The following is a 24,983-nucleotide window of genomic DNA, read 5'->3' on the forward strand; positions in this document are numbered from 1 at the left end:
TCTCCCGCGGGCGGCTGACCTCGCTTCAGACGCGCCTCCACAGGCCCGACAGGCTCTGCCAAGCCGGCGCCAAAACGAAGCTCGTCAGCGGGATCAGCAGACCGCCGACCACCAGCCCGATCAGGCCCGACGCCATCGCGGTGACCAGCCACGCGACCAAGCCCTTGGCAAATGGGACGTAGGAGGCCGCGCTCACGGCGGCTTCGTGCGACGCGTGTGCCGGCCCCGACAGGCCGTACGTTTCCAGCCCGTGCATCAGGATCCCGCCGCCGACCCAGATCATCGCGGCCGTTCCGACGATGGCCAGGAGCTTGAGCAGGATCGGCATGCCTCTGACCACGCCGCGCCCGAGACCGCGGATGAGGGTTCCGAGCGGCGGCCCCGCTTGGCTGCGGGCGAGCGCGAGGCCCGCATCGTCGGCCTTCACGATGAGCGCGACCGCGCCGTAGACCCCCGCGGTGATGCCGAGGGCGACGATGGCGAGCACAGCCGCCCGCATCCAGAAGCTGCCCTCCGGCAAGGCGGCCAGGGTGATGGCCATGATCTCGGCCGACAGGATGAAGTCGGTCTTGATGGCACTCGCCACGCGGCTGTCTTCCCGGGCCTGATCGCTTCCCGTGTCGCCCTGGCCCTCCGCCTCATGCCCGTGAGCGCGATGGGGAAAGAGGGCCTCATAGACCTTCTCGGCGCCCTCGTAGCAGAGATACGCACCGCCCAGCATCAGGAGCGGGGTGATCGCCCAGGGCGCGAAGGCGCTGAGCGCCAGCGCGCCCGGCAGCAGGAACAGGAGCTTGTTCCGGATCGATCCCAGGGCGATCTTGCCGACGATCGGCAACTCGCGCGCCGCCGCGAAGCCGACGACGTAGCGCGGCGTGACCGCGGCATCGTCGATGACGACGCCGGCCGCCTTCGTTCCGGCCTTGGCGGCTTGACCCGCGACGTCGTCGAGGGACGCGGCCGCCCCCCTGACCATGAACGCGACATCGTCCAGGAGGGCGATCAATCCAACGCTCACAGGTCGTTCCTCGTCCACGGTAAGTCCGCCAGACAGACGATCCGCGACCGAATTTGATCCCTCGCAGACGATCGCGGCGGCGGCACAGCCGGAATCGTCCGCCCGGGTCGGCGCGATGCCCGCGCGGAAAGGCTCACTCCAGCCCCGGGACCGGCAGGCCGAACGCGGCGGCCAGCAGCACCATGTTGAGGCCGAGCACGACGGCCGCCCCGGCTACGGAGGCGATCTGGGTGAGCGGGCCGTTGGCGAAGGCCCCCATCACGCTCCGGCGGCGGGTGAACACCACCAGCGCGACCATCGGCACCGGGAGGGCGAGCGACAGCACCACCTGGGACAGGACCAGCGCCCGGGTCGGGTCGACGCCGATCGCCACCACCACGAAGGCCGGCAGCATGGTCACCAACCGGCGGACGATGAGCGGGATGCGCCAGCCGGTGAAGCCCTGCATCACCATCTGCCCGGCGAGCGTCCCCACCACCGAGGAGGAGATCCCCGAGGCGAGCAGCGACATCAGGAAGGCGCCCCCGGCCGCCGGCCCGAGCAGCGGCGTCAGGGTGCGATAGGCCTGCTCGATCTCGGCGACCTCGCTGTGGCCGGCATGGAAGGCGGCCGCCGCCATGATCACCATCGCCATGTTGACCAAGCCGGCGAGCAGCAGCGCCACCACCACCTCGCGGTTGGAGTAGCGCACCAGCAGGCGCCGGTCGGCGTCGGTCCGGGGGCTGCCCCGCCCCTGGGTCAGCCCCGAATGCAGGAACAGCGCGTGCGGCATCACGGTGGCGCCGATGATCCCGACCGCGATGGTTAGGGCCTGGGCGTCCGGGATCCTCGGGGTGACGAGGCCCTTGGCGGCGTCCGCCCAATCCACCGGGGCGATCACGAGCTCGACCGCGTAGCAGAGGCCGATCGTGCCGACCATGACGCCGATCGCGATCTCCAGCGGCCGGAAGCCCTCGTGCTCCAGCAGCAGGATCGCGTAGGTGACGATGGCGGTGATCGCCATGCCGGCCATCAGCGGCATGCCGGTGAGCAGCGACAGACCGATCGCGCCGCCGAGGAACTCCGCGAGGTCGGTGGCCATGGCGGCGACCTCGCTGATGCTCCACAGGCCGAGCCGCACCGGCAACGGCGTCGCGTCGCGACAATGCTCGGCGAGGTTCTTGCCCGTGACGATGCCGAGCTTGGCCGAGAGCGCCTGGAACAGCATCGCGGTGAAGTTGGCGAGCAGCACCACCCAGAGCAGGCCGTAGCCGTAGCGGGCGCCCGCCTGGATGTTGGTGGCGAAGTTGCCGGGGTCCATGTAGGCGATCGACGCCGTCACGGCGGGACCCACGAACAGCAGGAACCGGCCGCGTCCGCCCGACCGCCCGTCGAGCGTGTCGCGGATCGCCTGCTCCGTGCGCCGGCTCATCCTGCCGAGCACAGGGCCATCCGGTGCCGTTCCCTTAGGCGCAGGTCCCTTGTGAGCAGGTCCCTTGGGAGCAGGTCCCTTGGGAGCAGGTCCCTTGGGCGCAGATCCCCGGGGCATCTGGCCCCGCGGGACCGTCGCCGCGTCCGGCGTTGCCATGCCTCACCCTTTTCTCAAAGATATAGCTTGGGCTATATTCAGGGGATCGGCCCCGGGTTTCAAGGGGGCATTTATGGGGGGCCGCGATCGCGTCGCGGGACTCCCCTCTCCGGGGCGGACTTTGCTAAACAGGGGTCGGGCGGCGCCGGGGGGCGGCGAGAGGGAGAGCCGATGCAGGAACCGTCCGAGCCGATTGCCCCCGAGACCGTGCTGGTCGATCCCGAGCGGCATGTGGAGAGCTTCCGCCAGGCCCGCGAGGCGCGGCGCTCCGAACTCGTCGAGGATTACGTCGAGCTGATCGACGACCTGATCGGGGACGGCGGCGAGGCGCGCCAGGTCGATATCGCCGCCCGCCTCGGCGTGGCCCAGCCCACGGTCGCCAAGATGCTCAAGCGGCTGTGCGAGGACGGCTTCGTCCAGCAGCGGCCCTATCGCGGCGTCTTCCTGACCGAGGCCGGCCGCCGGCTCGCCAGCCAGGCGCGCGAGCGCCACCGCATCGTGGAGCGCTTCCTGTGCACCCTCGGGGTCAGCCCCGAGACCGCGCGGCGCGATGCCGAGGGGATCGAGCACCATGTCAGCGCCGAGACCCTGGCGGCGTTCCGCGCCTTCGTGGAGGGGCGGCAGGAGACCTGATCGGCGACCGGGCGCATTGCGTCCGGGAGACAGAGACTCATCGTGCTCATCGTGTATGCCATGCGGGCTCGGCTTCCGAAGTCGTACGTGCAGCCGCCTATAGGGGCTGATTCGGATGAGCCGATCGCGCTTAGCAGCATCCACAGGTTGTGGCAGGGGTGACAAAGGGCACCTGATGCAACGCCCCGTGGTCCGATCCGCCCACGCGAAACGCCTGACCCTTGCCCGTGCGCTGGCGGTGGCCAAGTCGGGCCTCGGCGCCAACGTCCGCTGTGAGATCATCGCCGGCGCAGCGCGATCAGCATTCACGGAAACCTGGCTCGGACACCAAGGCCGACCGGTGGATTGGGACTGGGCCGCGCTGTCGGCCCGTTTCCAGAACAACCATCCGAAGTGCTTCAATGCTGCGATCTGGCACGACGAGACGCTGTGCGGGTTGGCGATCGGTGCCGTGAACCGAGACAGGTTCGTTGCCGTGGACTTCCTGGAGGGCAATCCGGATCCGACGCATCCGCTCAAAGGGAGGTGATTGAGATCACCCTGAATATGGCGGAAGCCTACAGGCGGCTGATCGGTGTGCCGGAGCTTCGGCTTCACCACGTCGATCCGGCTCTTATCCCCCTGTATGAAATGCAGGGCTTTGCGCTTGCGCCCGATCTGGCTGACTCACATCATATGGTCCGGAGGTGATCTCAGTGCCGAAAGCTGCGCCCGTGACGGAACCGACGGTGGCCAGCCGCGAGGTGACCCACGGCCGTGCCCTCAGGCTGGAGCATCGACGCCTGCCTGACATCGAGCAGGCAGCGGCGGCCTTCATGGCTGCTGATCTCCCTTGGCTGGCACCAGAGGCGAGGGAATTGCTTTCCGCGGCGCCGGAGATTCACGGTCGGCCAGACGGTAAAGTATCCCCGCCGCTCGCGAAGAGAGTTCGGCGCTAACACTTCGGCTGACCGTCCGCCACTCACACCGTCGGCGCCGCCACCTTCTGGCGCAGCCCCAGGATCACCGCGCGGAGCATCTCGGCGCCCGCCTCGCCGGGATCCGGCAGGGTGCCGGAGCGGGAGGCGTAGATCCGCTCGTGCACGAAGGCGAGCTTGGCGATCACCGTGGGGGTCAGCTTGAACGGGTAGAGCGCCGGCTGGCCCATGCTGTGAGACAGGGAGTTGATCGCGTAGGTCAGCGGTAGCCACGCCTCGATCAGGCGGTCGAGGTCCTGGGTGTCGTAGGGATCGAAATCGATCACCGTGGGCGCCGGCCTGGCGTGGCGCAGGCGCGGGCGCACGTGCAGCTCGAAGGTCGAGGCGGTCTCCACCGTGTCGACGATGTGCAGGTAATGCGCGAAGGTCTCGGCGAAGTCCTCCCAGGGATGAGCGGTGGCGTAGGCCGAGACGTAGGAATCCTCCCAGTCGGCCGGGGCGCCGCGGGCGTAATGGTCCTGCAGGGCCTGGACGTAGTTCAGGCTCTCGTCGCCGAACAGCGCCCGGAACGCGCCCATGGTCGGCCCGTTCATCACCAGCAGGTACCAGAAGTAATGCCCGATCTCGTGCCGGAAATGGCCGAGCAGCGTCCGGTAATGCTCGCCGAACAGGATCCGCCGCCGCTCGCGCTCGACGTCGTCGGCCTCGGCGATGTTCATGGTGATCAGGCCGTTGATATGGCCCGTGAGCACCGGCGTCCCGGCCGAGAACGTCTCGGAGGGATCGACCAGGAAGTCGAAGGCCAAGCCGTCCGTGTACTGGGCCCGGGTCGCCAGCGGCAGTTCGAGGCGCAGCAGCGAGTAGAACAGCCGGCGCTTGGCCGCCTCGATCTGGCGCCAGCGGGTGAGGTTCCAGGATTGCGAGAGGTCCGGCACCACCCGGTTGTGCCGGCAGGCGGTGCAGAAGATGTCGGGGCTGTCCTCCGGCACCAGCCAGTTGCAGGCCCCCGACAGGGCGTTGTTGCAGTAGCGGTAGCGCCGGCCGGGATCCGCGTAGGCGTGGAAGGTCTGGGCGCCGCCCATGGCGGGATGGCTTGAGAGCGCCACGGGCTCCAGGGCCGAGACCTCGTGCACCGCGCAGGCATAGCCCAGCTGCCGCGCGCAGCTCTCGCAGGCGGTCGCCTCGAAGGTGACCGGCTGGTCGCAGGCCTGGCACTGGAAGAGCTTCATCGCGCCGTCCCGGGCCGGCAACCGGCCCACCTTCCGGTCAAACGAGGGCGGCCGGCAAAGTTCCGGCCAAGGTCGGCGGCGATCCCCGGAAGCGGGCGCCGCCGCACGAAAATTGCTTGTGACCCCGTCCTTGGCACATAACCACGCGGTGGGGCTTGGCGATCGACCCGCTGCGGCGCCCGGTACCGGCTACGAGACCGCATTCGATCCTTCAGACGGAGCTATCGTGTCGATCAAAGCCGCCCTGCACCACGTCACGCATTACCGCTACGACCGGCCGATCAGCCTCGGCCCCCAGGTGGTGCGCCTGCGCCCGGCTCCGCACGCGCGCACCAAGGTGCCGGCCTACGCGCTGACGGTGACGCCCGCCAACCATTTCCTGAACTGGCAGCAGGACCCGAGCGGCAACTGGCTCGCCCGCCTGGTCTTCCCGGAGAAGACCGACGAGCTGAAGATCGAGGTCGACCTCACCGCCGAGATGGCAGTGATCAACCCGTTCGACTTCTTCGTGGAGGATTACGCGCAGACCCGCACCTTCGCGTACGAGCCCGACCTGTCGGAGGAACTGGCACCCTACCTGGTGCCCGTGGACGCGGACGGGCCCGAGATCGAGGCGCTGCTCGCGCGGCTGCCCGAGGAGACCAGCACGGTCCTGTTCCTGGTGGCCCTCAACGGCATGATCGCCCGCGAGATCGCCTACGGCGTGCGCCTGGAGCCGGGGGTCCAGACGCCGGCCGAGACGCTGCGGCTCAAGAGCGGGTCCTGCCGGGATTCGGCCTGGCTGCTCGTTCAGGTGCTGCGCCGGATCGGGCTCGCGGCCCGGTTCGTCTCCGGCTACCTGATCCAGCTCGTGCCCGACACCACCGCGGTCGACGGCCCGGCCGGCGCGTCGGCCGACTTCACCGACCTGCACGCCTGGGCCGAGGTCTACCTGCCGGGCGCCGGCTGGATCGGCATGGACGCGACCTCCGGGTTGCTCACCGGCGAGGGCCACATTCCGCTCGCCGCGACCCCGCATTACCGCTCGGCCGCGCCGATCTCGGGCGTGGCCGAGCCGGCCAAGACTGAGTTCGGCTTCGAGATGCGGATCACCCGGGTCGCCGAGACGCCGCGGATCACCAAGCCCTATTCCGAGGCGGTCTGGTCGGCCATGGACGCGCTGGGCGAGCGGGTCGACGCCGACCTCGTGGCCCAGGACGTCCGGCTGACCATGGGCGGCGAGCCGACCTTCGTGTCGGTGGACGATTTCGAGGCGCCGGAATGGAACATCGCCGCCGTCGGCCCGACCAAGCGGCGGCTCGCCGACACGCTGATCCGGCGCCTGCGCGACCGTTTCGGCCCGGGCGGCCTGCTGCATTACGGCCAGGGCAAGTGGTATCCCGGCGAGAGCCTGCCCCGCTGGGCCTTCGCGTTGTACTGGCGCAAGGACGGCAAGCCGATCTGGAAGGACTCAGGCCTGATCGCCCCGGAGGCGGGCGAGGGGTCTGAGGGCACCGCCACGATCGCCCAGGCGCAGGCGCTGGCCGACACCCTGGCCCGCCGGCTCGGCTTGGCCGACTACGTCTTCCCGGCCTTCGAGGATGGCGAACTCTGGGAGAAGAAGGCCGCGGAGTTGCCGGTCAACGTCACGCCGGCCGCCGCCAAGTCCGGTTCGGTGGAGTTCGACGCCCGGATCCGGCGCGTCTACGCCCGCGGCCTCGGCGAGCCGGCGGGCTACGTCCTGCCGCTGGCGAGCCTGCCCACCGGCAAGGACGGCGACGCCGACCGGGTCTGGATCTCGGAGAAATGGGCGTTCCGCCGGGGCCAGGCCTTCCTGGTGCCGGGTGATTCGCCCCTCGGCTTCCGGCTGCCCCTGTCGTCCCTGCCCTACGTGCCGCCCGAGCACTATCCCTATTATCAGCCGCAGGACCCGCTGGAGCCCCGCGGGCCCCTCCCCGACGACCCGACCGTCAAGACCGTCGTCAACGGCGCCGGCATCACCGGCGTCGCGGTGCGCACCGCGCTGGCGATCGAGCCCCGGGACGGGATCGTACGGGTGTTCATGCCCCCGACCCAGCGCGCCGACGAGTATCTCGAACTCGCCGCCCATCTCGAGGCGGCGGCCGCCGCGCTGAAGCTGCCGATCCACATCGAGGGCTACGAGCCGCCCTACGATCCGCGCATCGGCCTGATCAAGGTCACCCCCGATCCCGGGGTGATAGAGGTCAACGTCCACCCGGCCGCCTCCTGGCGCGAGGCGGTGGCGATCACCTCCGACCTCTACGCCGAGGCCCGGCAGACCCGGCTCGGCGCCGAGAAGTTCATGGTCGACGGGCGCCATACCGGCACCGGCGGCGGCAACCACGTGGTCATGGGCGGCGTCACGCCCGACGATTCGCCGTTCCTGCGCCGGCCCGACCTGCTCAAGAGCCTGGTGCTCTACTGGCAGCGCCACCCGGCGCTCTCCTACCTGTTCTCGGGCCTCTATATCGGGCCGACTAGCCAGGCCCCGCGGATGGACGAGGCCCGCCACGACGGGCTCTACGAGCTGGAGATCGCGCTGGCCCAGATCCCGGCCCCCGATGCGCCCAACATCCCGCGCTGGCTGGTCGACCGGGTGTTCCGCAACATCCTGGTGGATGTCACCGGCAACACCCACCGGGCCGAGATCTGCATCGACAAGCTGTACTCGCCGGACGGGCCGACCGGGCGCCTCGGCCTTCTGGAGTTCCGGGCCTTCGAGATGCCGCCGGATGCCCGCATGAGCCTCGCGCAGCAATTGCTGCTGCGGGCCCTGGTCGCGTGGCTGTGGCGGGAGCCGCAGACCGGCGGATGTGTCCGCTGGGGCACGACGCTCCACGATCGGTTCATGCTGCCGCATTTCCTCTGGGCCGACTTCCTCGGGGTGCTGGAGGATCTGCGGGTGGCAGGCTACGCTTTCGATCCGGTCGCCTTCGAGGCGCAGGCCCAGTTCCGCTTCCCGGTCTTCGGCGTGGTCGAGCAGGGCGGGGTCCGGATGGAACTGCGCCAGGCGCTGGAGCCCTGGCACGTGATGGGCGAGGAAGGGACGAGCGGGGGCACCGTGCGCTTCGTCGACAGCTCGGTCGAGCGGCTTCAGGTCAAGGTCGAGGGCTTCGTGCCCGAGCGGCACGTCATCGCCTGCAACGGGCGCCGGCTGCCCATGACCGGCACCGGCCGGGCCGGCGAGGCCGTGGCCGGCCTGCGCTTCAAGGCCTGGCAGCCGGCCTCGTCGCTGCACCCGACGATTCCGGCCCACTCGCCGCTGACCTTCGACATCCTGGACGCCTGGAGCGGCCGGTCGCTCGGCGGCTGCCGCTACCACGTCGCCCATCCGGGCGGCCGCAACTACGAGACGCACCCGGTCAACGCCTACGAGGCGGAGGGGCGCCGCCTCGCCCGCTTCGAGCCGCTGGGCCACACGCCGGGCCGGATCGAGATGCCCCGCGCCGAGGCGAGCGCCGAGTTCCCGCTCACCCTCGACCTGCGCATGCCAGCCCCGACATGACCGGGGTCCGGTGATGGAGGCGGCGCTCGCATCCGGCGCCGCCCGGGCCGAGGCGGTCGAGAGCCCGCGGGAGCGCGTCGCGCGCTGGACCGCGGGTTATCGGCCTGCCCCCGGCCGGCCGGACGAGTTCCTGGGGCCCGACGGTGCCCCGCGTGGGGCGTGGCCGCGCCTGCTCGACCATCTCGGCGCGCTGACCGAGCCGGAGATCCTGGCCCGCTTCGTCTCGGCGGAGCGGCACATCCGGGATGCCGGCATCTCCTTCCGCATCTCCGGCGACCAGCGCGAGCATCCCTGGCCGCTCGGCTGCCTGCCCCTGGTCATCGAGGAAGCCGAGTGGCGCGATCTCAGCGCCGGCATCGTCCAGCGCGCCGAACTGATGGAGGCGATCCTAGCCGATTCCTACGGCGCGGGCCGACTGGTCGCCGACGGGCTGCTGCCCGCCGCGATCGTGGCCGGGACGCCGGAATTCCTCCACCCCCTGCACGGGGTCGCGCCCCCCGGCGGCCATTACCTGAAGCTCTACGCCGCCGATCTCGGCCGGGGGCCCGACGGGCGCTGGCAGGTGCTGGCCGACCGGACGCAGGCGCCCTCGGGCCTCGGCTGGGCGCTGGAGAACCGCATGGTCCTGGCCCGGACCTTCCCGGACTTCTTCCAAGACCTCCATGTCGAGCGCCTGCCGGGCTTCTTCCAGGCGTTCCGCGAGGGCCTGGCCCTCGGGGCCGAGCGCTCCGACCCGCGCATCTGCCTGCTGACTTCGGGCCCCTACAGCAGCACCTATGTCGAGCAGGCGGCGCTCGCCCGGTATCTCGGCCTGATGCTGGTCGAGGGCGACGACCTCGTCATGCGGGACGGCGCCCTGCACGTGCGCACCGTCTCGGGGCTGAAGCGGGCCGACGCCCTGTGGCGCCGGATCGACGCCGATTATCTCGATCCCCTCGAGCTCAACCCGGCCTCGCGGCTGGGCGTGCCCGGCGTGATCGAGGCCCTGCGCAACGGCTCCCTGGTGATGGCCAACATGCCGGGCTCCGGCCTGGTCGAGTCGGCGGCGCTCGCCCCTTATCTCGACGGCATCGCCCGCCGGCTTCTGGGCGAGTCCCTGCGGCTCGGGCATCCGCGGGCCTGGTGGTGCGGCGACCTCGAAGGTCTGGCCCACGCGCAGGCGAATCTCGACAGCCTGATCCTGCGTCCGGCCGCCACGCCCCAGCGCGGGGCGGGGCGCGACGCGATGCTGGCGCCCCAGGCCCTGGCGGCGGAGCGGGCGCGGGTCGTGGCGGCCCTGCGCGACCGGCCGTTCGACTACGTCGCCCAGGAGGCCGCGCCGCTCTCGACCATGCCCGGCTGGGAGCGCGGCGAGGATGGCGGCCTCGTCCTGGTGCCCCGCCCCTTCGTGGTGCGCGTCTTCGCCGCCCGGACCGCCACGGGCTGGCAGGTGATGCCGGGCGGCTTCTGCCGGGTCTCCGAGCGCGAGGATGTGGACCCGATCGAGATGCGGCTCGGCATCCGCTCGGCCGACCTGTGGGTGCTGTCCGAGAGCCCGGTCGAGGCGCCGCTGATCGGCTCCCACGCGGCCCCCCGGGTGCGGCGGGTCGGCGGCCACCTGCCCTCCCGGGCCGCCGACGGCCTGTTCTGGCTCGGCCGCTACCTCGAGCGCACCGAGGCGGTGATCCGGCTGGTCCTGGCCCATCTGCGCAGCGTCGGCGACGCGGTCGGGGCCGACATCTCCGGGGCCCTCGACACCCCGGCCGCCCTGGCCCTGCGGGCAATCCTCTACGATTGGGGCGCCATCGGCGCCACCGACCTGCCGACCGCCCGGCTCGCCCAGGAGGCGCTGACCGGGCGCGAGCAGTACGGCTCGGCCCGTGCCCATATCGTCTCGGCCCGGCGCAACGCCGCCGCGCTCCGCGCCCGGCTCTCCGGCGAGGCCTGGCGGGTGCTCGCCGACCTGATCGAGAGCGTGTCCCTGGACACCGAGCGGACCTTCACCGAGTCGCAGATCGCGGGCCGGGCCGAGCGGGCGCTGAGCCAGCTGGCCGCCCTGTCGGGGCTCACCCACGAGAACATGAGCCGGGCGGAGGGCTGGCACTTCGTCGAGCTCGGCCGGCGCGTCGAGCGGGCGATCAACACCTGCACCTTCGCGCTCTCCTTCGCCAACGACGAGGCGACCCCGGGCTGTCTCGGAGTGATGCTGTCGCTGTGCGATTCGCAGATCAGCTACGGCCGGCGCTACATGCAGGGCGCGGCCCTCGACCCGGTCCGCGACATGGTGCTGCTCGACCCCTACAACCCGCGCTCGATCGCCTTCCAGGCGGAGGCGATCGCCCGGCATCTCGACGACCTGCCGGCGCTGTCGGCCGACGGCATCCCGGAGCCGCATCGCCGCCTCGCCTCCCGGATCCTGGCGGAGCTGCGCAGCGGCGAGGCTGCCGATCTCGACGCCGTGCGCCTCACCGCCCTGGAGACCGATCTCGAGCGCCTCGCCGACGGTATCGCGGTGCGCTACTTCCCGGCCGGGCCGAACGCCCTGCGCCCGGAAAAGCTGACGGGCCTCGCGTAATGAGGGGCGCCGCGCAATCCGGCCCGGATTCCTGTTCCTGCGTCAGGATCGCCGCAAAACCGATGGCCCTTTCGGCCTATGATGCGCGCGACAGACATCGAGTCGCGCGGCCGCCGGGATGATCTACACGCTGCGCCACCGCACCACCTATCGCTACGGCAAGCCGGTGCGCTTCGCCCGCTGCGCCCTGCGGCTCAAGCCACAGGACGGCGAGGGGCAGAGCGTGCTAGCGAGTGCCGTGACCATCGACCCGAGCCCCACCAATGCGGTGATGCGGCGCGACTATTTCGGGATCGAGGCCGTGGCGATCACCCTCGATACGCCCCACACCACCTTCAGCGTCGAAGCGCTGTCCACGGTGCGGGTCGAGCGCCGCGTCCCGCCGGAGCCGGAATCCGGCCAGGCCTGGGAGCGGGTCCGCGACGCCGTGGTGGCCTCGCGCGACCTCGGCGGCCGGGCGCCGGTCCACTTCCTGTTCCCGAGCGGCCGGGTGCCCCTCGTCCCCGACGTGACCGAGTATGCCCGGGCCAGCTTCGCGCCCGGCCGCAGCGCCTACGGGGCGGCGCACGACCTGATGCTGCGCATCGGTGCCGATTTCCGGTTCGATGCCAAGGCCACGAATGTGCGCACGCCGCTGGCCGAATCCTTCGCCCTCCGGGCCGGGGTCTGCCAGGATTTCGCCCACGTGATGATTGCAGGCCTGCGCGGCATGGGCCTGCCCGCGGCCTATGTCAGCGGCTACCTGCGGACCGTGCCGCCCCCGGGCAGGCCGCGGCTGCGCGGGGCGGATGCGAGCCACGCCTGGGTGGCGGTCTGGTGCGGCGAGGGCTGGCTCGGCCTCGACCCGACCAACGGCGTGCCGGTGCGGGACGACCACATCGTGGTGGCCCGCGGCCGGGATTACGGCGACGTGGCGCCGGTGGACGGCATCGTCAGTGGCTCGGGCAAGCAGCGCCTGAAGGTCGAGGTCGACGTGATCCCCGAGACCGAGACGCAGGATCTGTCCCAGCCCGGCCTCGCCCTGGTGAGCTGACGCGGCTCACCACATCGTCTTGGCGGCCCGGGCCGGCCATTCCGCGTCGTAGGCCTGGCCGCCGACATCGCCCGCGGTGAGCGCGGCCAGGATCGCTCCGGGGCTCGGCAGCTCCACCGGATCGACCCGGGCCTCGGGCTCCCACAGCCGGGCGCGGACGATCGCCCGGGCGCACTGGAAATACGCTGCCTCGACCGTGATCACGAGGGCCGTGCGCGGCGCGTGGCCGTCCACCCGGAACGAGTCCAGGAGAGCCGGATCGGCCGAGATCACCGCCGTCCCGTTCACCCGGAAGGTCGTGCCCGAGCCCGGGATCAGGAACAGCAGCGCCACCCGCGGATCGCGCACGACGTTGCGCAGGGAATCGATCCGGTTGTTGCCGCGCCGGTCCGGCAGGATCAGCGTGCGCGGGTCGGCGACCCGGACGAAGCCCGGCCGGTCGCCCCGGGGGCTGCAATCGAGCCCCTCCGGGCCGGATGTCGCCAGCACTGCGAAGGGCGCGGCGGCGATCAGCGCCGCGTAATCCGGCGTGATCGCCGCGGTGACCTTGGCCACGGAGGCGGGGGCCAGCGGCGCATGATAGATCGCCTCCAGCTGCGCGACGGTCTCGACGATCATCGCCGTCAGGCGACCTTGGTCGCGCCGGCCGTGAAGGCGGCGTGCTCGGCCACCAGGGCGCCCGACAGGGCCGATGCGATCAGCGCCCGGGTCTCCGCCACCCCGTACAGGGCCACGAAGGAGCCGAAGCGCGGCCCTCGCGCCTCGCCGAACAGCACGTTGTACAGGCTCGTGAACCAGGCCTGCGACACGCCGGGGCGCCCGTCCGGGCTCTTGGCCTTGCCGGACAGGTCCGGGAAATGCCGCCGCCCGACCTCGTAGACCGCCGCCTGCAGCGCCTCCGGGTCGGTGGAGCCGGCATGCTGGCCGAGGGTTTCCGAGAGATCCTCCAGGGCCGCCCGCTCCTCCGGGGTGGGCTCCCGGTAGGTCTTGGCCGGACGCACGAAGTCGGAGAAGTACGTCAGGGCGTGGACCACAAGCCGGTCGAGGCCCGGATGGGTCTCCGGCCCGGTCTGCGGCGCGTAGCGGCGGATGAAGCCCCACAGCACCGCCGGATCCTCGGTGTTGGCCACCGCGGCGAGGTTGAGCAGCATCGCGAAGGTCAGGCTCGCGCCCTCGACCTTCTCGGGCTCCGGCGGGTTGCCGGCGTGCAGGTGCCAGACCGGGTTGCCCAGCCGCAGCTTCGCGTCCTGGCCGGCATAGCGGTCGAGGAAGCCGATATACTCGTCGACGTGGCGCGGGATCACGTCGAAGAACAGGCGCTTGGCCTCCCGGGGCTTGTTGTACATGAACAGGCCTAAGGATTCCCGCGTGCCGTACTTCAGCCATTCGTCGATGGTCAGGCCGTTGCCCTTCGACTTCGAGATCTTTTGGCCCTTCTCGTCGAGGAACAGCTCGTAGTTGAACCCGTCCGGCGGCTCGCTGCCGAGCGCCCGGGCGATCTTGCCGGACAGCTTGACCGAATCGATCAGGTCCTTGCCGGCCATCTCGTAATCGACGCCCAGCGCCACCCAGCGCATCGCCCAGTCGGGCTTCCATTGCAGCTTGGCGTGGCCGCCGGTCACCGGTGTCTCGTAGCGCGCGCCCGTGGCCGGGTCGCGCCAGACCAGGGTACCGGTCTCGACCCGCACCTCGTCGATCGGCACCTGCATCACGTGGCCGGTGACCGGGTGGAGCGGCAGGAACGGCGAGTAGGAGGCCGAGCGCTCGGCGCGCAGCGACGGCAGCATAATCTCCATCACGGCGTCGTAGCGCTCGAGCACGCGCAGCAGCGCCGCGTCGAACCGGCCCGACGTGTAGTAATCGGTCGCGGAGGCGAACTCGTAATCGAAGCCGAAGCTGTCCAGGAAGGCGCGCAGCCGGGCGTTGTTGGCCGCCCCGAAGGAGGGGTACTCGTTCGAGAACGGGTCCGGGATCCGCGACAGCGGCTTGCCGAGATGGGCGGCCAGCATCTCGCGGTTCGGCACGTTGTCCGGGACCTTGCGCAGCCCGTCCATGTCGTCCGAGAAGGCGAGCAGCCGGGTCGGCACCGCGTCCCGCGTCAGCACCCGGAAGGCGTGGCGCACCATGGAGGTGCGGGCGACCTCCCCGAAGGTGCCGATATGCGGCAGCCCCGACGGCCCGTAGCCGGTCTCGAACAGCACCTCGGTCTTGCCGGATTTCTCCAGCCGCGCGACGAGCTTGCGCGCCTCCTCGAACGGCCAGGCGGCGGCGGTGGCGGCGGCCTCGATCAGGTCGGGGTCGAGGGTCAGGGCAGGTGCGGTGGGCATGATTTCGTGGGTGACGGAACGCTGGGATCGCGTACCCTAGAGCGGTTCGCGCCCCAGCGGAACGCCCGTGCGCGCAATCCGGTGTCCCCGGGGCGTTCGAGGCGGGCTGATTGGGTTAAGCGCAGCCTCACAAACCATATTTGGCCCAGATGACGCGCGCCTCGGCATCGGTCGCGAAATCACCCCGCGCGGCCGCGGCCCCGGATTCGTCGAGCTCTGCCTCCTCTTCCGGGGTGAACTGGTAGAGGGGGCCTCCTCATTGACGAAGGCCAGCATCACACGGGCGATCTCGTCCTGCATCTCCGGGGCGAGGTCCCGTGCCTTCGCCACGGCCTTGTCGAGAAGATCCGTCATGCCTCGATCCTGTCGGGGAGACCCGGCGCGGCGCAGGATCCCCGATTCCCGACTGGGAAGAAAGCCCCTCAGAACGGGCTCACCGGGAAGAAGCGCAGGTACAGCTCGGTGTATTTTCCGTCGTCCCAGACCCGCTGGAGCGCGTCGTCCAGCGCCCGGGACAGCGCCGCATCCTCCTGGCGGGTGATCAGCCCGATGCCCTCGCCGAAATAGCGGTTCTCCAGATAGTCGCCGCCGATCAGGGCGCAGCAATTGTCCGCCTCCTGGCCGCCGACATAGAGGGCGAGGTTGAGGCCGTCGGCGAACAGATAGTCGACCTCGCCGCGCTTGAGCGCGCCCTCGGCGGCGGCAAGGTCGAGGAATTCCTTCGGGACGGCCTTGGGGAAGAAGGCCTTGAGGTAGGCCGCATGCGCGCTGCCGCCCATCACCCCGATGCTGCGGCCGGCCAGCGCCGCGGCCGAGGGGACCGGCAGGCCCTTGTCGGTGCGGGCGGCGAAGCGCGCCGGCCAGCGGAAATACGGCCGCGTCGCCAGGAATTTCTCGCGCAACGGGGCGGTCAGGGGGATGGCGGCCGCGATCACGTCGCCCTGCCGGGCGTCCAGGGCGTCGAGCAGGGTATCGAACCGGCGCGCCTGCACCGTGCAGGTGATCGTCAGCTTCTCACAGACGGCGCGGGCGAGCTCGACCGCGAAGCCGGTGGGGTTGCCGTCCGGGCCGGCGAAGTGCAGCGGCGGAAACTCGTCGTCGGTCAGGAACCGGATCGCCCGGCCGGTCTGGGGCGCCTCGACCCGCTCGCCCCGGCTGCGCGGGTTCCAGAAATTCGGGACCGTCACGGCGGGCGCCGCAGCTTGTGTCGCGGCCGGCGGCGCGGCGCTGGCGGGTCCGGATCCGGCCCATAGGAAAGCCGTGAGCACGACCATCCCGAGGGACGATCGCGCGCGTCGTCCGCCCGATCTTGACGACGGGAAGACGGCGATGCTCCTCTCGGAGGACGGGAATCGGGTCTGGCTCACGCCCCTCCCCTAGCACGTCCTGGAGCCACCAGGGGAGCGCCGGCGTGTCGGTCCAGCGCCTGCCCACGGCCGCATTCGCACGCAGGATCTCCCTGCCGCCGGAGATCGGTTTCCTGCTCGCCGAAGGTGTCGAGGCCCGCCTGCTGATTCGCGCGGCCCGGGACGCTGCCGCGGCCGGGACCGACGCGGCAACCGCCCTCCTGAATGCCGGGCTGCTGGACGAGACGGCGTATTATCGTGCCCTGGCCCGGAAACTCGGTGCCCCCTATCTCGACGGGCCGATTCCGTTCGGCCTGGGCCTGCGCTTCCCCGACAGCCTGGTCGCCGGGCTCGCACCGCTGGCGCCCGGATCGGTCGCGCCCTGCGTGCTGGCGCCCCGCGGCCGGCTGATCGCGGAGCTTCTCGACGCCCCCCGTCGCGCCGCGATGCCGGCGATCACCAGCCCGACGCATCTGCGCGAGGCGGTGTTCGCGGCGATCCCCGGGGCGGTGGCGGATCATGCCGCGCAGGATCTGCGACGCCACATGCCCGAGCAGGCCGTGCCGCACGAGCCCGCGAGCCGGTGGCTGCTCCTCCTCGCGCTCGCTTCGATCGCGGCGCTGTGCCTCTTCGCCTTGCTCCCCCCGCCCCTCGCCCGTGCGGTGACCCTGGCGGGCCAGGGCCTGTTCCTGGCGATGACGACGTTCCGGCTGACCGCGCCGGTCATCGCCGCCCCGGTCGCCGCCGCCCCGGTGGACCTGCTCCCCGACGCCGAGCTGCCGGTCTACACGGTGCTGGTCGCGCTCCATCGCGAGGCCGCGGTCGTGCCGCGCCTGATCCTGGGGCTCGCGGCCCTCGATTATCCGGCGGCCAAGCTGGACATCAAGCTCCTGATCGAGGCGGACGACCCGGAGACCGCGGCGGCCTTGGCACAAATCGCCCTGCCCGCCCGGTTCGAGGTGATCACGGTGCCGCCGGGTGCGCCCCGCACCAAGCCGCGGGCGCTCAACGCCGCCCTGCCGCTCGCCCGCGGTGCCCTGCTCACGGTCTACGATGCCGAGGACGTGCCCGATCCCGGGCAGCTGCGGCTCTCCGCATCGCTGTTCGCGCGCCTGCCCGGGCGCACCGCCTGCCTGCAGGGCCGCCTCGTGATCGACAATGCCGGCGATTCACGCCTGGCCCGCGCCTTCGCCCTCGAATATGCGGGGCTGTTCGACGTCCTGAACCCGGCGCTCGCACGCCTCGACCTGCCGGTCCCGTTGGGCGGCACCTCGATGCACCTGCGCACCCGGGTGCTGCGCGCGCTCCACGGCTGGGACGCGTGGAACGTCACCGAGGATGCCGATCTCGGGATGCGGCTCGCCCTGGCCGGCTACGCGGTGGGCGACCTGCCGAGCGCCACGATCGAGGAGGCACCGGCCCGGCTCGGCCCCTGGCTGGCCCAGCGCAGCCGCTGGTTGAAGGGCCTGATGCAGACCAGCCTCACCCACGGGCGCCGCCCGCTGGCCAATGCCTGCCGTCTCGGCGGACTGGAGGCGCTGTGCGCGGCGGCGCTGGTGCCCGGCACGGTGGCCTCGGCCCTGGCCTATCCGATCTGCCTCGCCTGCGCGGTCTGGAATTTCCTGGTCCTGGAAATCCCCGCCGCCCCGTCCTTCGCGGACAATCTCGCCGCGGGTTTCGCCATCACCCTGTTCGGCGTGGGATTTGCCGCCATGGTCCTGCCGGCCGTGGCCGGCTGCACCCGTCGCGGCTGGGGCGACCTCGCGCAATCGACCCCCTGGATGCCGGCCTACTTCCTGCTCGTCAGCCTGGCCGCCTGGCTGGCCCTGATCGAGCTGGTCCGCGCGCCGGTGCGCTGGAACAAGACCCAGCACGGCCTGTCCCGCACCTCGCGCAGCGGCCGGCTGCCCCGGCGGGCGTCGTGAAGCGCGGATTCGGATGACACAGATGTTGCCAGCGCACGGAACTTTGGGAACAGTCGGCCAAGGCGGCTCGTTCGGCCCTTGCGGCACGTCGCTTTGGCGAGCCGGAGACGACTAGGACAACTCTATGGCTACCGGTACCGTGAAGTGGTTCAACGAGACCAAGGGCTACGGCTTCATCCAGCCCGATGATGGCGGCAAGGACGTGTTCGTCCACATCTCGGCTGTCGAGCGCGCAGGGATGCGCAACCTGATCGAGGGGCAGAAGATCTCCTACGACGTCGAGGCCGATCGGCGCAGCGGCAAGGAGAGCGCGGCCAATCTGAAGGCCGACTGAGCTTTCCCGATCCGGGACCGGAGCGTGCGCCCGCGCTTGCGCTTTGGCTAACCGGAGCTGCCTATCATCGGTTTCGCGAGCCGCGTTGCGTATCGGCTCGCGCCGGTGACATCGACGACCTCCCCGCTGCCTCGTGATCGGATCGGGACGCGGGGGGGCGTGTCACGCAGGATCCGCTCCATCCGACGCCGCGACCGAAGCTTGTCTCTCCAGAGATCGCGGGCCCGGATGCATCAGGGTCGCGTGCCGGTCATGCGCCTTCCAGACCGGCAGCGAGCCTTCCCGGACGAACATCGCGAAGGCTTCCACCGCCTCCCAGCGCGCGAAGGCCTGCTCTCCGTCGAGGGCGCGACCCACGATGCAGGCGCCCTCGGGCGCCGCCACATCGGGGGCTGACGCCGGGCTGCGACGCTCCAGCGCGAAAACCACGCCCGATCGATCGGGCCTGAGCGCGTCCGGCAGAGCCCCGATCCGGCGCCAGAGACAGTGCCATTGGACGCAGGTCTCGGGACGCTCCGCGTAGATCCCGCAAGCCCGGCCCGTGTTGTGCCGACACAGGATTCCCGCGGGCTTGTCGAGCGCCTTGATCTCCAGAACCCGGCAACAGGCCGTGCACGCGCCGCAGGAGCGACCGGGGACGAGGCCGCCTGCGGCGTGCGAGGCCGTCAAGCGCGGAGGGCCGCGGCCGAGGAGGTCATCGATGATCCTGTGAGGGGCAGACGCGCGGAATGCGGCGTCAGGAAACGCGGCAGGATGCCAGCCGGTGATGTTACAATGTTGCGAAACGTCCCCTGCGGTGGAGAGCCTCGCCGATGCCCGAGAATGCCACGCTCTGGGACCTCGTGACCGACGAGCGCATCGCCATCGAGGCGGTCAGCCGCGCGGTCGACGCCTACCTCGCCGAACCGACGACGCAGGATCACCCGATCGGGCCGGATCACGTCCTCGATCTGGCCGCGGCCGTCGCGGCGCATGCCTTCGCACCCGCCACAATGGTCGATGCCGAGGCCGACGAGCCGGCCCGCCGCATGGCCGTTCGATCGGCCCTGCTGATGACGCGCCGGCTGCCAGCCTCGCACTCGGCCGCATCGCCCCGTGCCGGAGCGGCGCGGCCGGGATGCCCTACTCGTCGTCGTCGTCGTTGACCTCGACGAGGTCGGCGGTGTTCTCGTCGTCCTCGTCGACCACCAGGGTGTCGTCCTCGACCGTCTCGCCGTCATCCTCGATATCCAGGGCGTCGTCGCCCTCGGTATCGGTGTCCTTGTCGGCTTCCTCGGCTTCGACCTCGTCGAGCGACACGAGCTCGGGGCCCTCGGCCTCGTCCTCCTCGTCGGCCGGCGCCTCCTTGCGGGCCACGACGGGCGGGGCGGCCCGGCCGAACGACGTGGCGACGGCGGTCGGGACGACCTCGCCCGAATAGGGGGAGACGACGGGATCCTTGTTGAGGTCGTAGAACTTTTTCCCCGTCGTCGGGCAGATCCGCTTTGTACCAAGGTCCGGACGCGCCACTGCAACTCTCCTTAGAACGTGTTCGATGCCGGATTGCCGGCGTGGTTTCGAGCCTGTGTAGCACAGGACGGCGTCCGGCTACCCCTCCGTTGCGCCCTCTATGCATGGCGCATCGCGGACCCTTGGCGGACGGGCAGCCCTTTCCGGCCGGGAATCCGGATGCCCCCGACCGGGGCACGACCGGCCCGGCGGGCCTGTCCGGAAGCCCGGATCGCGCCGCCTCGCCGGTGCATCGCCCCCAGCCCATGACAGATTGCGCCGCGGAATGTCCGCAGGTGACTGGCATCCGCGCGGCAAGGCTGGCATAGGGCACTTATGTCAGACGTACCACACCCCTACTCCATCGAGGTCTCCCCCATCGCCAAGCCGGAGGGCCATTTCCAATGGGCCATCCGCCGGAGCGGTAAGCTGATCGAGCGATCCGATCGCCCGCATCGCAGCGAGGCGAAGGCGTATGAGAGCGCCATGGAGGCCATCGAGCGGGCGATGAAGCCGGGCGCCGACGGCGGCCGTCGCTGAGCGCATGAGGCCTGCGGCTCTGCCTCACGGCCTGTGAGGCGGCGCGCCGCACCGAATCAGGTCGCGATCCCGGTGCCCCGCCCTTCGGCAGGCACCCTGGAGACGTGCGTCCGCCGCCACCGGCATCGCGCCATGGCGGAGGTGCGGTCGGCCATGCGTCGCGTTCCGGACAGCAATCGCGGCCGCGGCGAGAACCAATTGCGGCTCAGCTCGTTGTCCAACATGCCGCAGCGGAAAGACCAGACTGACTGCACCTGCGCGACCCTGCGGGAACGCCTCGCGTTCAACATCCTGTTGGACGAGCTGGCCATCGCGGCGTTGTCCGACGCGCTGGCGCTCCTGCACGCCACCGGCGATCCGGGCGCCACGCAGATCGAGCACACGATCCGGACCCACCGCATCGCCATCCTGAAACAGCGGGTCATTCTCGGCGCCGCGGGCATCGAACTCGAATGACGGGGGCGGCGCTCTTCGTCGTGCGGGCGAGAAAATCTCACGGGACCGCAACGTACAATTGCCCGACCGCGGAATGGGCGCTCAGGAAGCTGGGCGATTTCCAGGCTGCCGGCCATGACAGCATCAGCATCGTCGGACCGGACGGGCAGAGCCTGACCGAGGACGAGCTTCGCGCGATGATCGACGGTCCCGGGGCCGCGGCGCACAAAGCCGACTGCGTCACGGCCGATCTCAAGTCCTGAGCCTGCCGGTCGCGCCGCGAGCGACAGCGGCCCGGGATCAGCATTCCGGCAGGTTCACCGCGAGGCCGCCCAGGCTGGTCTCCTTGTACTTGGCGCTCATCTCCTCGCCGGTCTGGCGCATCGCCGCGATGCAATTGTCCAGCGGCATGAAGTGCGAGCCGTCGCCGCGCAGCGCCAGCGATGCCGCCGCCACAGCCTTGGTGGCGCCGATCCCGTTGCGCTCGATGCAGGGCACCTGAACCAACCCGGCCACGGGATCGCAGGTCATGCCGAGGTGATGCTCGAGGGCGATCTCGGCGGCGTTCTCGACCTGGGCGGGCGTCCCGCCGAGCACGGCGCAGAGGCCGGCCGCCGCCATGGCGCTGGCCGACCCGACCTCCCCCTGGCAGCCGGCCTCCGCCCCGGAGATCGAGGCGTTGTGCTTGATCAGGCCGCCGATGGCCGCGGCCGTCAGGAGGAATTCGGGAATCCGTGCCGGATTGGCCCCGATGCAATGGTCGAGGTAGTATCGGGCTACCGCCGGAACGACCCCGGCCGCGCCGTTGGTGGGCGCCGTCACGACCGCGCCGCCGGCCGCGTTCTCCTCGTTGACCGCCATGGCGTACACGCTCAGCCAATCCGTCATAACGTGCGGCTGGGCGGTGTTCGAACCGTGCTCGCGTTCGAGCTGGTCCCGGATGCGCTTGGCCCGGCGCTTGACCCGCAGGCCGCCGGGCAGCTCGCCCTCCCGGGACAGGCCGCGCTCGACGCATGCATTCATTGCCTGCCAGATCCGGGTGAGGCCGGCCTCGACCTCCGTCTCGGAGCGGCCGACGACCTCGTTGGCGTGTTTCATCGCGGCCACGGACAGGCCGCTGTCGCGCGCCATGCGGAGCATCGCCGCGGAGGTCTCGAACGGATAGGGCCAGAACCGCAGATCCGCGGCCGCGCCGGGCGGGGGCACGTCGGCCGCGCGCTGGGCCGCGGTGACTACGAAGCCGCCGCCGATCGAGTAGAAGGTCTCGGACAGGAGCGGCGCGCCCGCCGCGTCGAGGGCGGCGATCACCAGGCCGTTGGCGTGGCCGGGCAGCGGCGGTCCGTAATCGAACACGATCGCCGTCTCCGGATCGAAGGCGAGGACCGGCAGGTCCACCGGGGCGAGCTGCTTCTCGGCGCGCAAAGCCTTCAGCCTGCGCTCCGCGTCGTCGATCGCGATGTCGGCGGGCCGGAATCCCAGGAGGCCGAGCGCCACGGCGCGGTCGGTGGCGTGTCCGCGGCCGGTGAAGGCGAGCGAGCCGTGCAGCGTCACCCGCAGGGCGGCGGCCGCGGCGCGCGCCTCGTGCCGACGCAGGAGGTCGAGGAAGTCGGCGGCCGCCGTCATCGGCCCCATCGTATGGGACGAGGACGGCCCGAGGCCCGGCTTGAAGACGTCGAACACGCTGAGAAACATCGGTTTGCCTATACCGGCCGCGATACCCCGTCACGGGCTGCGGCGATCCTTTTCGAAGCCACGGCCTGCGCCGGCCGACGGCGCTCCCGCCGGTGCGGCGATCCGCTGTCGATGCCGACAGGGCCCCGATGGAAGAAACGCGCCACGTGCCGATCGGGCCCGGGATCGCCCATGGCCGCGCTCGGGCGCGAGGATGTATCGGGGGCGCATGGGCGGAGGCTTGCCGCGGACGCGCCAGCGGTACCGGAAACGCGTTCCGCCGGGCGCTGCAGCGCGCGTCGGGGGTTAAGCCGCGTCGGCGGGGTCCTTGATTGCCCCGGGGACCTGCTCTGCCGTCCGGGGAACCGCGCTGCGGTCCGCTCCGTCCTGGGAATCCGGGTTGGACGCCGGTTGCGGGTAGCCATTCGCACCGAGGCGCTTCCGGCCGGCGCGGGCGCTGGCCTTCTCATCCTCCGGAGAGGGGTGTGCGCTGCCGCTCTGATCCCGGGCCATGACGATCTCCTGACCTCACATCCAACCGGTGAGGCGGCCGCGGGTTCGGTGTCGACGGGAGGGGAGGCTCGCCCCGGTATCGGATCCGGGACGAGGCCTCAGCTGCGGCCGGGGCGAGGAGCCCCGGCGCGCGGCGGCTTCAGTAGCGGCAGACGCTCCGCGGGCCGAAGGGCGTCGGGCGGAAGAAGCAGCGGGGGCCGTAGAAGCGCGGCCGGCGGTACATCGGGCGGCAGCGGCCGTAGGGCCCGGGCGCGAAGCCAGGACCGCAGCCATAGGCGACGGTGCTGATCTGCGCGGCCCCGGTGACCGTATCGGCGGCCAGCGGCGCCAGGGGCGCGGCGCCGGCGGAGGCGCAGCCGAGGCCGCCGACGACGGCCGCGGCTGCCGCGAGCATCTTCACGTGCATCATGGTCAGACCCTCTGTGCAGGCTTGCACCGGATCCGCCCGGCGCAAGATGCCGGGGAGATTGGTCCGGCGGCCTGAATAGAGGCTGACCTTGGCTTTTACCGCCCAGAAACAAACTGGTCCCCTGCCCGCGGGGCCCGGATGCGGCTTACGGGCTGCGGGGCTTGTCGCGCTCGGCACCGAGGCTCTTGCCGCCCCGGGCCGCCTCCTCGGCCTCGGTGCCGGCCCGCTCCATCGGACCGTCCTGCGGCTTGACCGTGCCGGTGGCCGTGTCCAGCGGGGCGTTGGCCAGGCCTTCGCTCTCGGGCTTGCCCTGAGGCATCCGCTGCGCCTGTGTGTCGGTCGGCACGTCAGCCATGCTGTGTTCCTTCAGGGTCGGAGGACCCGGCCTTCGGCGCTGGGTCCGGAGGGGCCGGGGTGGCGCCGGCGGGGTCGGGTGGTGCTCGGCGGCTGCCCGCGCCCGACGCTGGGCGTCGTACTTGGTGTTGGCGAGATCCTGCGTGTTGGTCGTCGGCGCGTCGGGCATGCGGATGCTCTCTTTCGGGGACAACCCCGTGAGAGGCCGGCGGTATCCGACCGCGTGGATGGGCCCGTCGGGCGGGCCGGCGGGTGGGGCCGACCTTCGGTCGCAGCGCACGGACAAGCCGCCGAGGAACGGCGCTGCCGGCCTCGTGTTGATGGCCCAATCGAGATTCGCGAGGCGCAGCGATGTCAGGAACCGCCAAGAAGACCGACACGAAGCTGTGGGAGAAGGTCAAGCACGAGGTCACGGAATCCGACAAGGGCGGCAAGCCCGGGCAATGGTCGGCTCGCAAGGCGCAGATGGCGACTGCCGAATACAAGAAGGAAGGCGGCGGCTACGCCGGCAAGAAGGACCCCGACAACCATCTCCAGCAATGGACCGAGGAAGAGTGGGGCACAAAGTCCGGAAAGGAGAGCGGCAAGACCGGAGAGCGCTACCTGCCCAAGAAGGCCCGGGAGAGCCTGACCGACGCGGAATATGCGGCGAGCACCGCAAAGAAGCGGGCCGATACGCGCAAGGGCAAGCAATTCTCGAAACAGCCCAAGGCGGCGGCCGAGAAGGCTGCCGCCGCGCGCGACGGCGGGTCTTCAGGCGTGACGAAGGCGGCGCTGATGCGCAAGGCCCGGGCGCAGAACGTGCCGGGCCGCTCGCGGATGTCGAAGGCCGAGCTCGAGCACGCCGTACAGGCATAGGGAGGCAGAAACGAAGACGTCCCGGGATGTGATCCCGGGACGCTCCTCGACTAAACGACCAGTCTGATCGGGCTGGGGATGCTTAGGTCAAGGGGTGTCGGCTAGGTCTTAGTACGAGCCGAACTTGTAGTTCAGGCCGGCGCGGACCACGGCGAACTCGTCGTCGCGGCGGCCGACGTTGCTGTAGGCGACCGGGAAGTTGTTGGCGGCGTTGACCACCAGGGCGCCCTGGTTGCGGGTGCCGCGCTCCAGGTTGACGTACAGGCCTTCGACCTTGAGCGTCACGGCCGACGAGCGGAAGAAGTTCAGGAACGAGTCGGTGGGGAGCGC

The 24,983-nt window shown here is 70.9% G+C and carries 23 protein-coding genes and 2 pseudogenes; 12 read left to right on the top strand and 13 right to left on the bottom strand.

Translation table 11 applies throughout. The features are described 5' to 3' along the window. Nucleotides 1-25: 25 nt before the first annotated feature. Both AKJ13_RS24480 and AKJ13_RS24485 read right to left on the bottom strand, forming a co-directional pair. Nucleotides 26-1,015, bottom strand: a complete 990-nt coding sequence (locus AKJ13_RS24480) for a DUF808 domain-containing protein (RefSeq protein WP_050735713.1) — start codon at nt 1,013-1,015, stop codon at nt 26-28. A 133-nt stretch (nt 1,016-1,148) separates the two neighbouring features. Then, the gene (locus AKJ13_RS24485; protein ID WP_050735714.1) at nt 1,149-2,426 is read right to left on the bottom strand and encodes an Nramp family divalent metal transporter; all 1,278 of its coding nucleotides are present in this window, start codon (nt 2,424-2,426) and stop codon (nt 1,149-1,151) included. 327 nt (nt 2,427-2,753) lie between these two features. Between AKJ13_RS24485 and mntR the strand changes: the two genes are divergently transcribed. Then, the gene (mntR, locus tag AKJ13_RS24490) at nt 2,754-3,215 is read left to right on the top strand and encodes a manganese-binding transcriptional regulator MntR (RefSeq protein ID WP_007563085.1); all 462 of its coding nucleotides are present in this window, start codon (nt 2,754-2,756) and stop codon (nt 3,213-3,215) included. A 175-nt stretch (nt 3,216-3,390) separates the two neighbouring features. Further along, nucleotides 3,391-3,744, top strand: a complete 354-nt coding sequence (locus AKJ13_RS24495; protein WP_144426373.1) for a hypothetical protein — start codon at nt 3,391-3,393, stop codon at nt 3,742-3,744. Nucleotides 3,745-4,176: 432 nt separating this feature from the next. Here the strand turns inward: AKJ13_RS24495 and AKJ13_RS24500 are convergent, their stop codons facing one another. Next, nucleotides 4,177-5,361 (bottom strand): putative zinc-binding peptidase, encoded by a 1,185-nt coding sequence (locus AKJ13_RS24500; RefSeq protein ID WP_039902888.1) that lies wholly within the window; start codon nt 5,359-5,361, stop codon nt 4,177-4,179. Nucleotides 5,362-5,587: 226 nt separating this feature from the next. On the opposite strand from AKJ13_RS24500, the gene AKJ13_RS24505 reads away from it, so the two are divergent. The 3 genes from AKJ13_RS24505 to AKJ13_RS24515 all read left to right on the top strand — a co-directional run bounded on the left by AKJ13_RS24505 (nt 5,588) and on the right by AKJ13_RS24515 (nt 12,453). Further along, the gene (locus AKJ13_RS24505; protein WP_050735716.1) at nt 5,588-8,866 is read left to right on the top strand and encodes a transglutaminase family protein; all 3,279 of its coding nucleotides are present in this window, start codon (nt 5,588-5,590) and stop codon (nt 8,864-8,866) included. 13 nt (nt 8,867-8,879) lie between these two features. Beyond that, nucleotides 8,880-11,420: a circularly permuted type 2 ATP-grasp protein gene (locus AKJ13_RS24510; protein ID WP_050735717.1), complete on the top strand. Its 2,541-nt coding sequence runs from the start codon at nt 8,880-8,882 to the stop codon at nt 11,418-11,420. A 118-nt stretch (nt 11,421-11,538) separates the two neighbouring features. Further along, the gene (locus AKJ13_RS24515; protein ID WP_050735718.1) at nt 11,539-12,453 is read left to right on the top strand and encodes a transglutaminase family protein; all 915 of its coding nucleotides are present in this window, start codon (nt 11,539-11,541) and stop codon (nt 12,451-12,453) included. 6 nt (nt 12,454-12,459) lie between these two features. On the opposite strand, the gene AKJ13_RS24520 is transcribed toward AKJ13_RS24515, so the two are convergent. The 4 genes and pseudogenes from AKJ13_RS24520 to AKJ13_RS24530 form a co-directional block, all read right to left on the bottom strand. Then, nucleotides 12,460-13,071, bottom strand: coding sequence for a pyridoxamine 5'-phosphate oxidase family protein (locus tag AKJ13_RS24520; protein WP_050735719.1), 612 nt, complete (start codon nt 13,069-13,071; stop codon nt 12,460-12,462). Between the two features lie 5 nt (nt 13,072-13,076). Continuing rightward, nucleotides 13,077-14,780, bottom strand: a complete 1,704-nt coding sequence (locus AKJ13_RS24525; RefSeq protein WP_050735720.1) for a lysine--tRNA ligase — start codon at nt 14,778-14,780, stop codon at nt 13,077-13,079. A 127-nt stretch (nt 14,781-14,907) separates the two neighbouring features. Next, nucleotides 14,908-15,134, bottom strand: a pseudogene (locus AKJ13_RS32855) (hypothetical protein). Between the two features lie 68 nt (nt 15,135-15,202). Beyond that, nucleotides 15,203-16,054, bottom strand: coding sequence for a transporter substrate-binding domain-containing protein (locus AKJ13_RS24530; protein WP_050735721.1), 852 nt, complete (start codon nt 16,052-16,054; stop codon nt 15,203-15,205). A gap of 137 nt (nt 16,055-16,191) precedes the next feature. Here AKJ13_RS24530 and AKJ13_RS24535 point away from each other — a divergent pair, with 137 nt between their 5' ends. Beyond that, a complete protein-coding gene (locus tag AKJ13_RS24535) occupies nt 16,192-18,051 on the top strand; it encodes a glycosyltransferase family 2 protein (RefSeq protein ID WP_144426374.1) in 1,860 nt (619 codons plus the stop codon). A gap of 124 nt (nt 18,052-18,175) precedes the next feature. Next, a complete protein-coding gene (locus AKJ13_RS24540) occupies nt 18,176-18,385 on the top strand; it encodes a cold-shock protein (RefSeq protein ID WP_007563113.1) in 210 nt (69 codons plus the stop codon). A 162-nt stretch (nt 18,386-18,547) separates the two neighbouring features. Here the strand turns inward: AKJ13_RS24540 and AKJ13_RS24545 are convergent, their stop codons facing one another. Further along, nucleotides 18,548-19,054 carry a hypothetical protein gene (locus AKJ13_RS24545; RefSeq protein ID WP_244471715.1) on the bottom strand — a complete coding sequence of 169 codons (507 nt, stop codon included), beginning with the start codon at nt 19,052-19,054 and terminating at the stop codon, nt 18,548-18,550. A gap of 143 nt (nt 19,055-19,197) precedes the next feature. Between AKJ13_RS24545 and AKJ13_RS24550 the strand changes: the two genes are divergently transcribed. Continuing rightward, nucleotides 19,198-19,530: a hypothetical protein gene (locus AKJ13_RS24550; protein WP_244471716.1), complete on the top strand. Its 333-nt coding sequence runs from the start codon at nt 19,198-19,200 to the stop codon at nt 19,528-19,530. Here the strand turns inward: AKJ13_RS24550 and AKJ13_RS24555 are convergent. After that, on the bottom strand, nt 19,508-19,894 hold the full coding sequence (locus AKJ13_RS24555) for a TIGR02300 family protein (RefSeq protein ID WP_007563119.1): 387 nt from the start codon (nt 19,892-19,894) through the stop codon (nt 19,508-19,510). The two genes, AKJ13_RS24550 and AKJ13_RS24555, sit on opposite strands and share 23 nt — an antisense overlap. A 315-nt stretch (nt 19,895-20,209) precedes the next feature. Between AKJ13_RS24555 and AKJ13_RS24560 the strand changes: the two genes are divergently transcribed. From AKJ13_RS24560 to AKJ13_RS24570, 3 genes are all read left to right on the top strand, one after another. Further along, a complete protein-coding gene (locus tag AKJ13_RS24560; protein ID WP_007563121.1) occupies nt 20,210-20,413 on the top strand; it encodes a hypothetical protein in 204 nt (67 codons plus the stop codon). A gap of 153 nt (nt 20,414-20,566) precedes the next feature. Further along, the gene (locus tag AKJ13_RS24565; RefSeq protein ID WP_144426375.1) at nt 20,567-20,869 is read left to right on the top strand and encodes a hypothetical protein; all 303 of its coding nucleotides are present in this window, start codon (nt 20,567-20,569) and stop codon (nt 20,867-20,869) included. Further along, complete coding sequence (locus AKJ13_RS24570) at nt 20,866-21,111, top strand: hypothetical protein (RefSeq protein WP_050735723.1); 246 nt, start codon at nt 20,866-20,868, stop codon at nt 21,109-21,111. Before AKJ13_RS24565 ends, AKJ13_RS24570 begins: the two co-directional genes overlap by 4 nt. A gap of 37 nt (nt 21,112-21,148) precedes the next feature. Here AKJ13_RS24570 and AKJ13_RS24575 read toward each other — a convergent pair whose 3' ends face one another. The 3 genes from AKJ13_RS24575 to AKJ13_RS32860 all read right to left on the bottom strand — a co-directional run bounded on the left by AKJ13_RS24575 (nt 21,149) and on the right by AKJ13_RS32860 (nt 23,964). Beyond that, nucleotides 21,149-22,540 carry an L-serine ammonia-lyase gene (locus AKJ13_RS24575; protein WP_050735724.1) on the bottom strand — a complete coding sequence of 464 codons (1,392 nt, stop codon included), beginning with the start codon at nt 22,538-22,540 and terminating at the stop codon, nt 21,149-21,151. 631 nt (nt 22,541-23,171) lie between these two features. Further along, a complete protein-coding gene (locus AKJ13_RS24585; RefSeq protein WP_050735726.1) occupies nt 23,172-23,441 on the bottom strand; it encodes a hypothetical protein in 270 nt (89 codons plus the stop codon). Between the two features lie 145 nt (nt 23,442-23,586). Further along, the gene (locus tag AKJ13_RS32860; protein ID WP_050735727.1) at nt 23,587-23,964 is read right to left on the bottom strand and encodes a hypothetical protein; all 378 of its coding nucleotides are present in this window, start codon (nt 23,962-23,964) and stop codon (nt 23,587-23,589) included. A gap of 182 nt (nt 23,965-24,146) precedes the next feature. Here AKJ13_RS32860 and AKJ13_RS24595 point away from each other — a divergent pair, with 182 nt between their 5' ends. Next, on the top strand, nt 24,147-24,653 hold the full coding sequence (locus AKJ13_RS24595) for a hypothetical protein (protein ID WP_050735728.1): 507 nt from the start codon (nt 24,147-24,149) through the stop codon (nt 24,651-24,653). Nucleotides 24,654-24,761: 108 nt separating this feature from the next. Here AKJ13_RS24595 and AKJ13_RS24600 read toward each other — a convergent pair. Next, nucleotides 24,762-24,983: pseudogene (locus AKJ13_RS24600) on the bottom strand (porin family protein); the annotation flags it as partial.

Origin of the sequence: Methylobacterium sp. ARG-1, from assembly GCF_001262595.1 — a bacterium.
Classification (GTDB): Bacteria; Pseudomonadota; Alphaproteobacteria; order Rhizobiales; family Beijerinckiaceae; genus Methylobacterium; species Methylobacterium brachiatum.

Bases quoted from the DNA above. Each gene is read 5' to 3' on its own strand.
- AKJ13_RS24485 (WP_050735714.1), bottom strand. From the start codon at position 2,426: ATGAGCCGGCGCACGGAGCAGGCGATCCGCGACACGCTCGACGGGCGG.
- mntR (WP_007563085.1), top strand. From the start codon at position 2,754: ATGCAGGAACCGTCCGAGCCGATTGCCCCCGAGACCGTGCTGGTCGAT.
- AKJ13_RS24495 (WP_144426373.1), top strand. From the start codon at position 3,391: ATGCAACGCCCCGTGGTCCGATCCGCCCACGCGAAACGCCTGACCCTT.
- AKJ13_RS24500 (WP_039902888.1), bottom strand. From the start codon at position 5,361: ATGAAGCTCTTCCAGTGCCAGGCCTGCGACCAGCCGGTCACCTTCGAG.
- AKJ13_RS24510 (WP_050735717.1), top strand. From the start codon at position 8,880: ATGGAGGCGGCGCTCGCATCCGGCGCCGCCCGGGCCGAGGCGGTCGAG.
- AKJ13_RS24515 (WP_050735718.1), top strand. From the start codon at position 11,539: ATGATCTACACGCTGCGCCACCGCACCACCTATCGCTACGGCAAGCCG.
- AKJ13_RS24520 (WP_050735719.1), bottom strand. From the start codon at position 13,071: ATGATCGTCGAGACCGTCGCGCAGCTGGAGGCGATCTATCATGCGCCG.
- AKJ13_RS24525 (WP_050735720.1), bottom strand. From the start codon at position 14,780: ATGCCCACCGCACCTGCCCTGACCCTCGACCCCGACCTGATCGAGGCC.
- AKJ13_RS24530 (WP_050735721.1), bottom strand. From the start codon at position 16,054: ATGGTCGTGCTCACGGCTTTCCTATGGGCCGGATCCGGACCCGCCAGC.
- AKJ13_RS24540 (WP_007563113.1), top strand. From the start codon at position 18,176: ATGGCTACCGGTACCGTGAAGTGGTTCAACGAGACCAAGGGCTACGGC.
- AKJ13_RS24550 (WP_244471716.1), top strand. From the start codon at position 19,198: ATGCCCGAGAATGCCACGCTCTGGGACCTCGTGACCGACGAGCGCATC.
- AKJ13_RS24560 (WP_007563121.1), top strand. From the start codon at position 20,210: ATGTCAGACGTACCACACCCCTACTCCATCGAGGTCTCCCCCATCGCC.
- AKJ13_RS24565 (WP_144426375.1), top strand. From the start codon at position 20,567: ATGCGTCGCGTTCCGGACAGCAATCGCGGCCGCGGCGAGAACCAATTG.
- AKJ13_RS24570 (WP_050735723.1), top strand. From the start codon at position 20,866: ATGACGGGGGCGGCGCTCTTCGTCGTGCGGGCGAGAAAATCTCACGGG.
- AKJ13_RS24575 (WP_050735724.1), bottom strand. From the start codon at position 22,540: ATGTTTCTCAGCGTGTTCGACGTCTTCAAGCCGGGCCTCGGGCCGTCC.
- AKJ13_RS24585 (WP_050735726.1), bottom strand. From the start codon at position 23,441: ATGATGCACGTGAAGATGCTCGCGGCAGCCGCGGCCGTCGTCGGCGGC.
- AKJ13_RS32860 (WP_050735727.1), bottom strand. From the start codon at position 23,964: ATGCCCGACGCGCCGACGACCAACACGCAGGATCTCGCCAACACCAAG.
- AKJ13_RS24595 (WP_050735728.1), top strand. From the start codon at position 24,147: ATGTCAGGAACCGCCAAGAAGACCGACACGAAGCTGTGGGAGAAGGTC.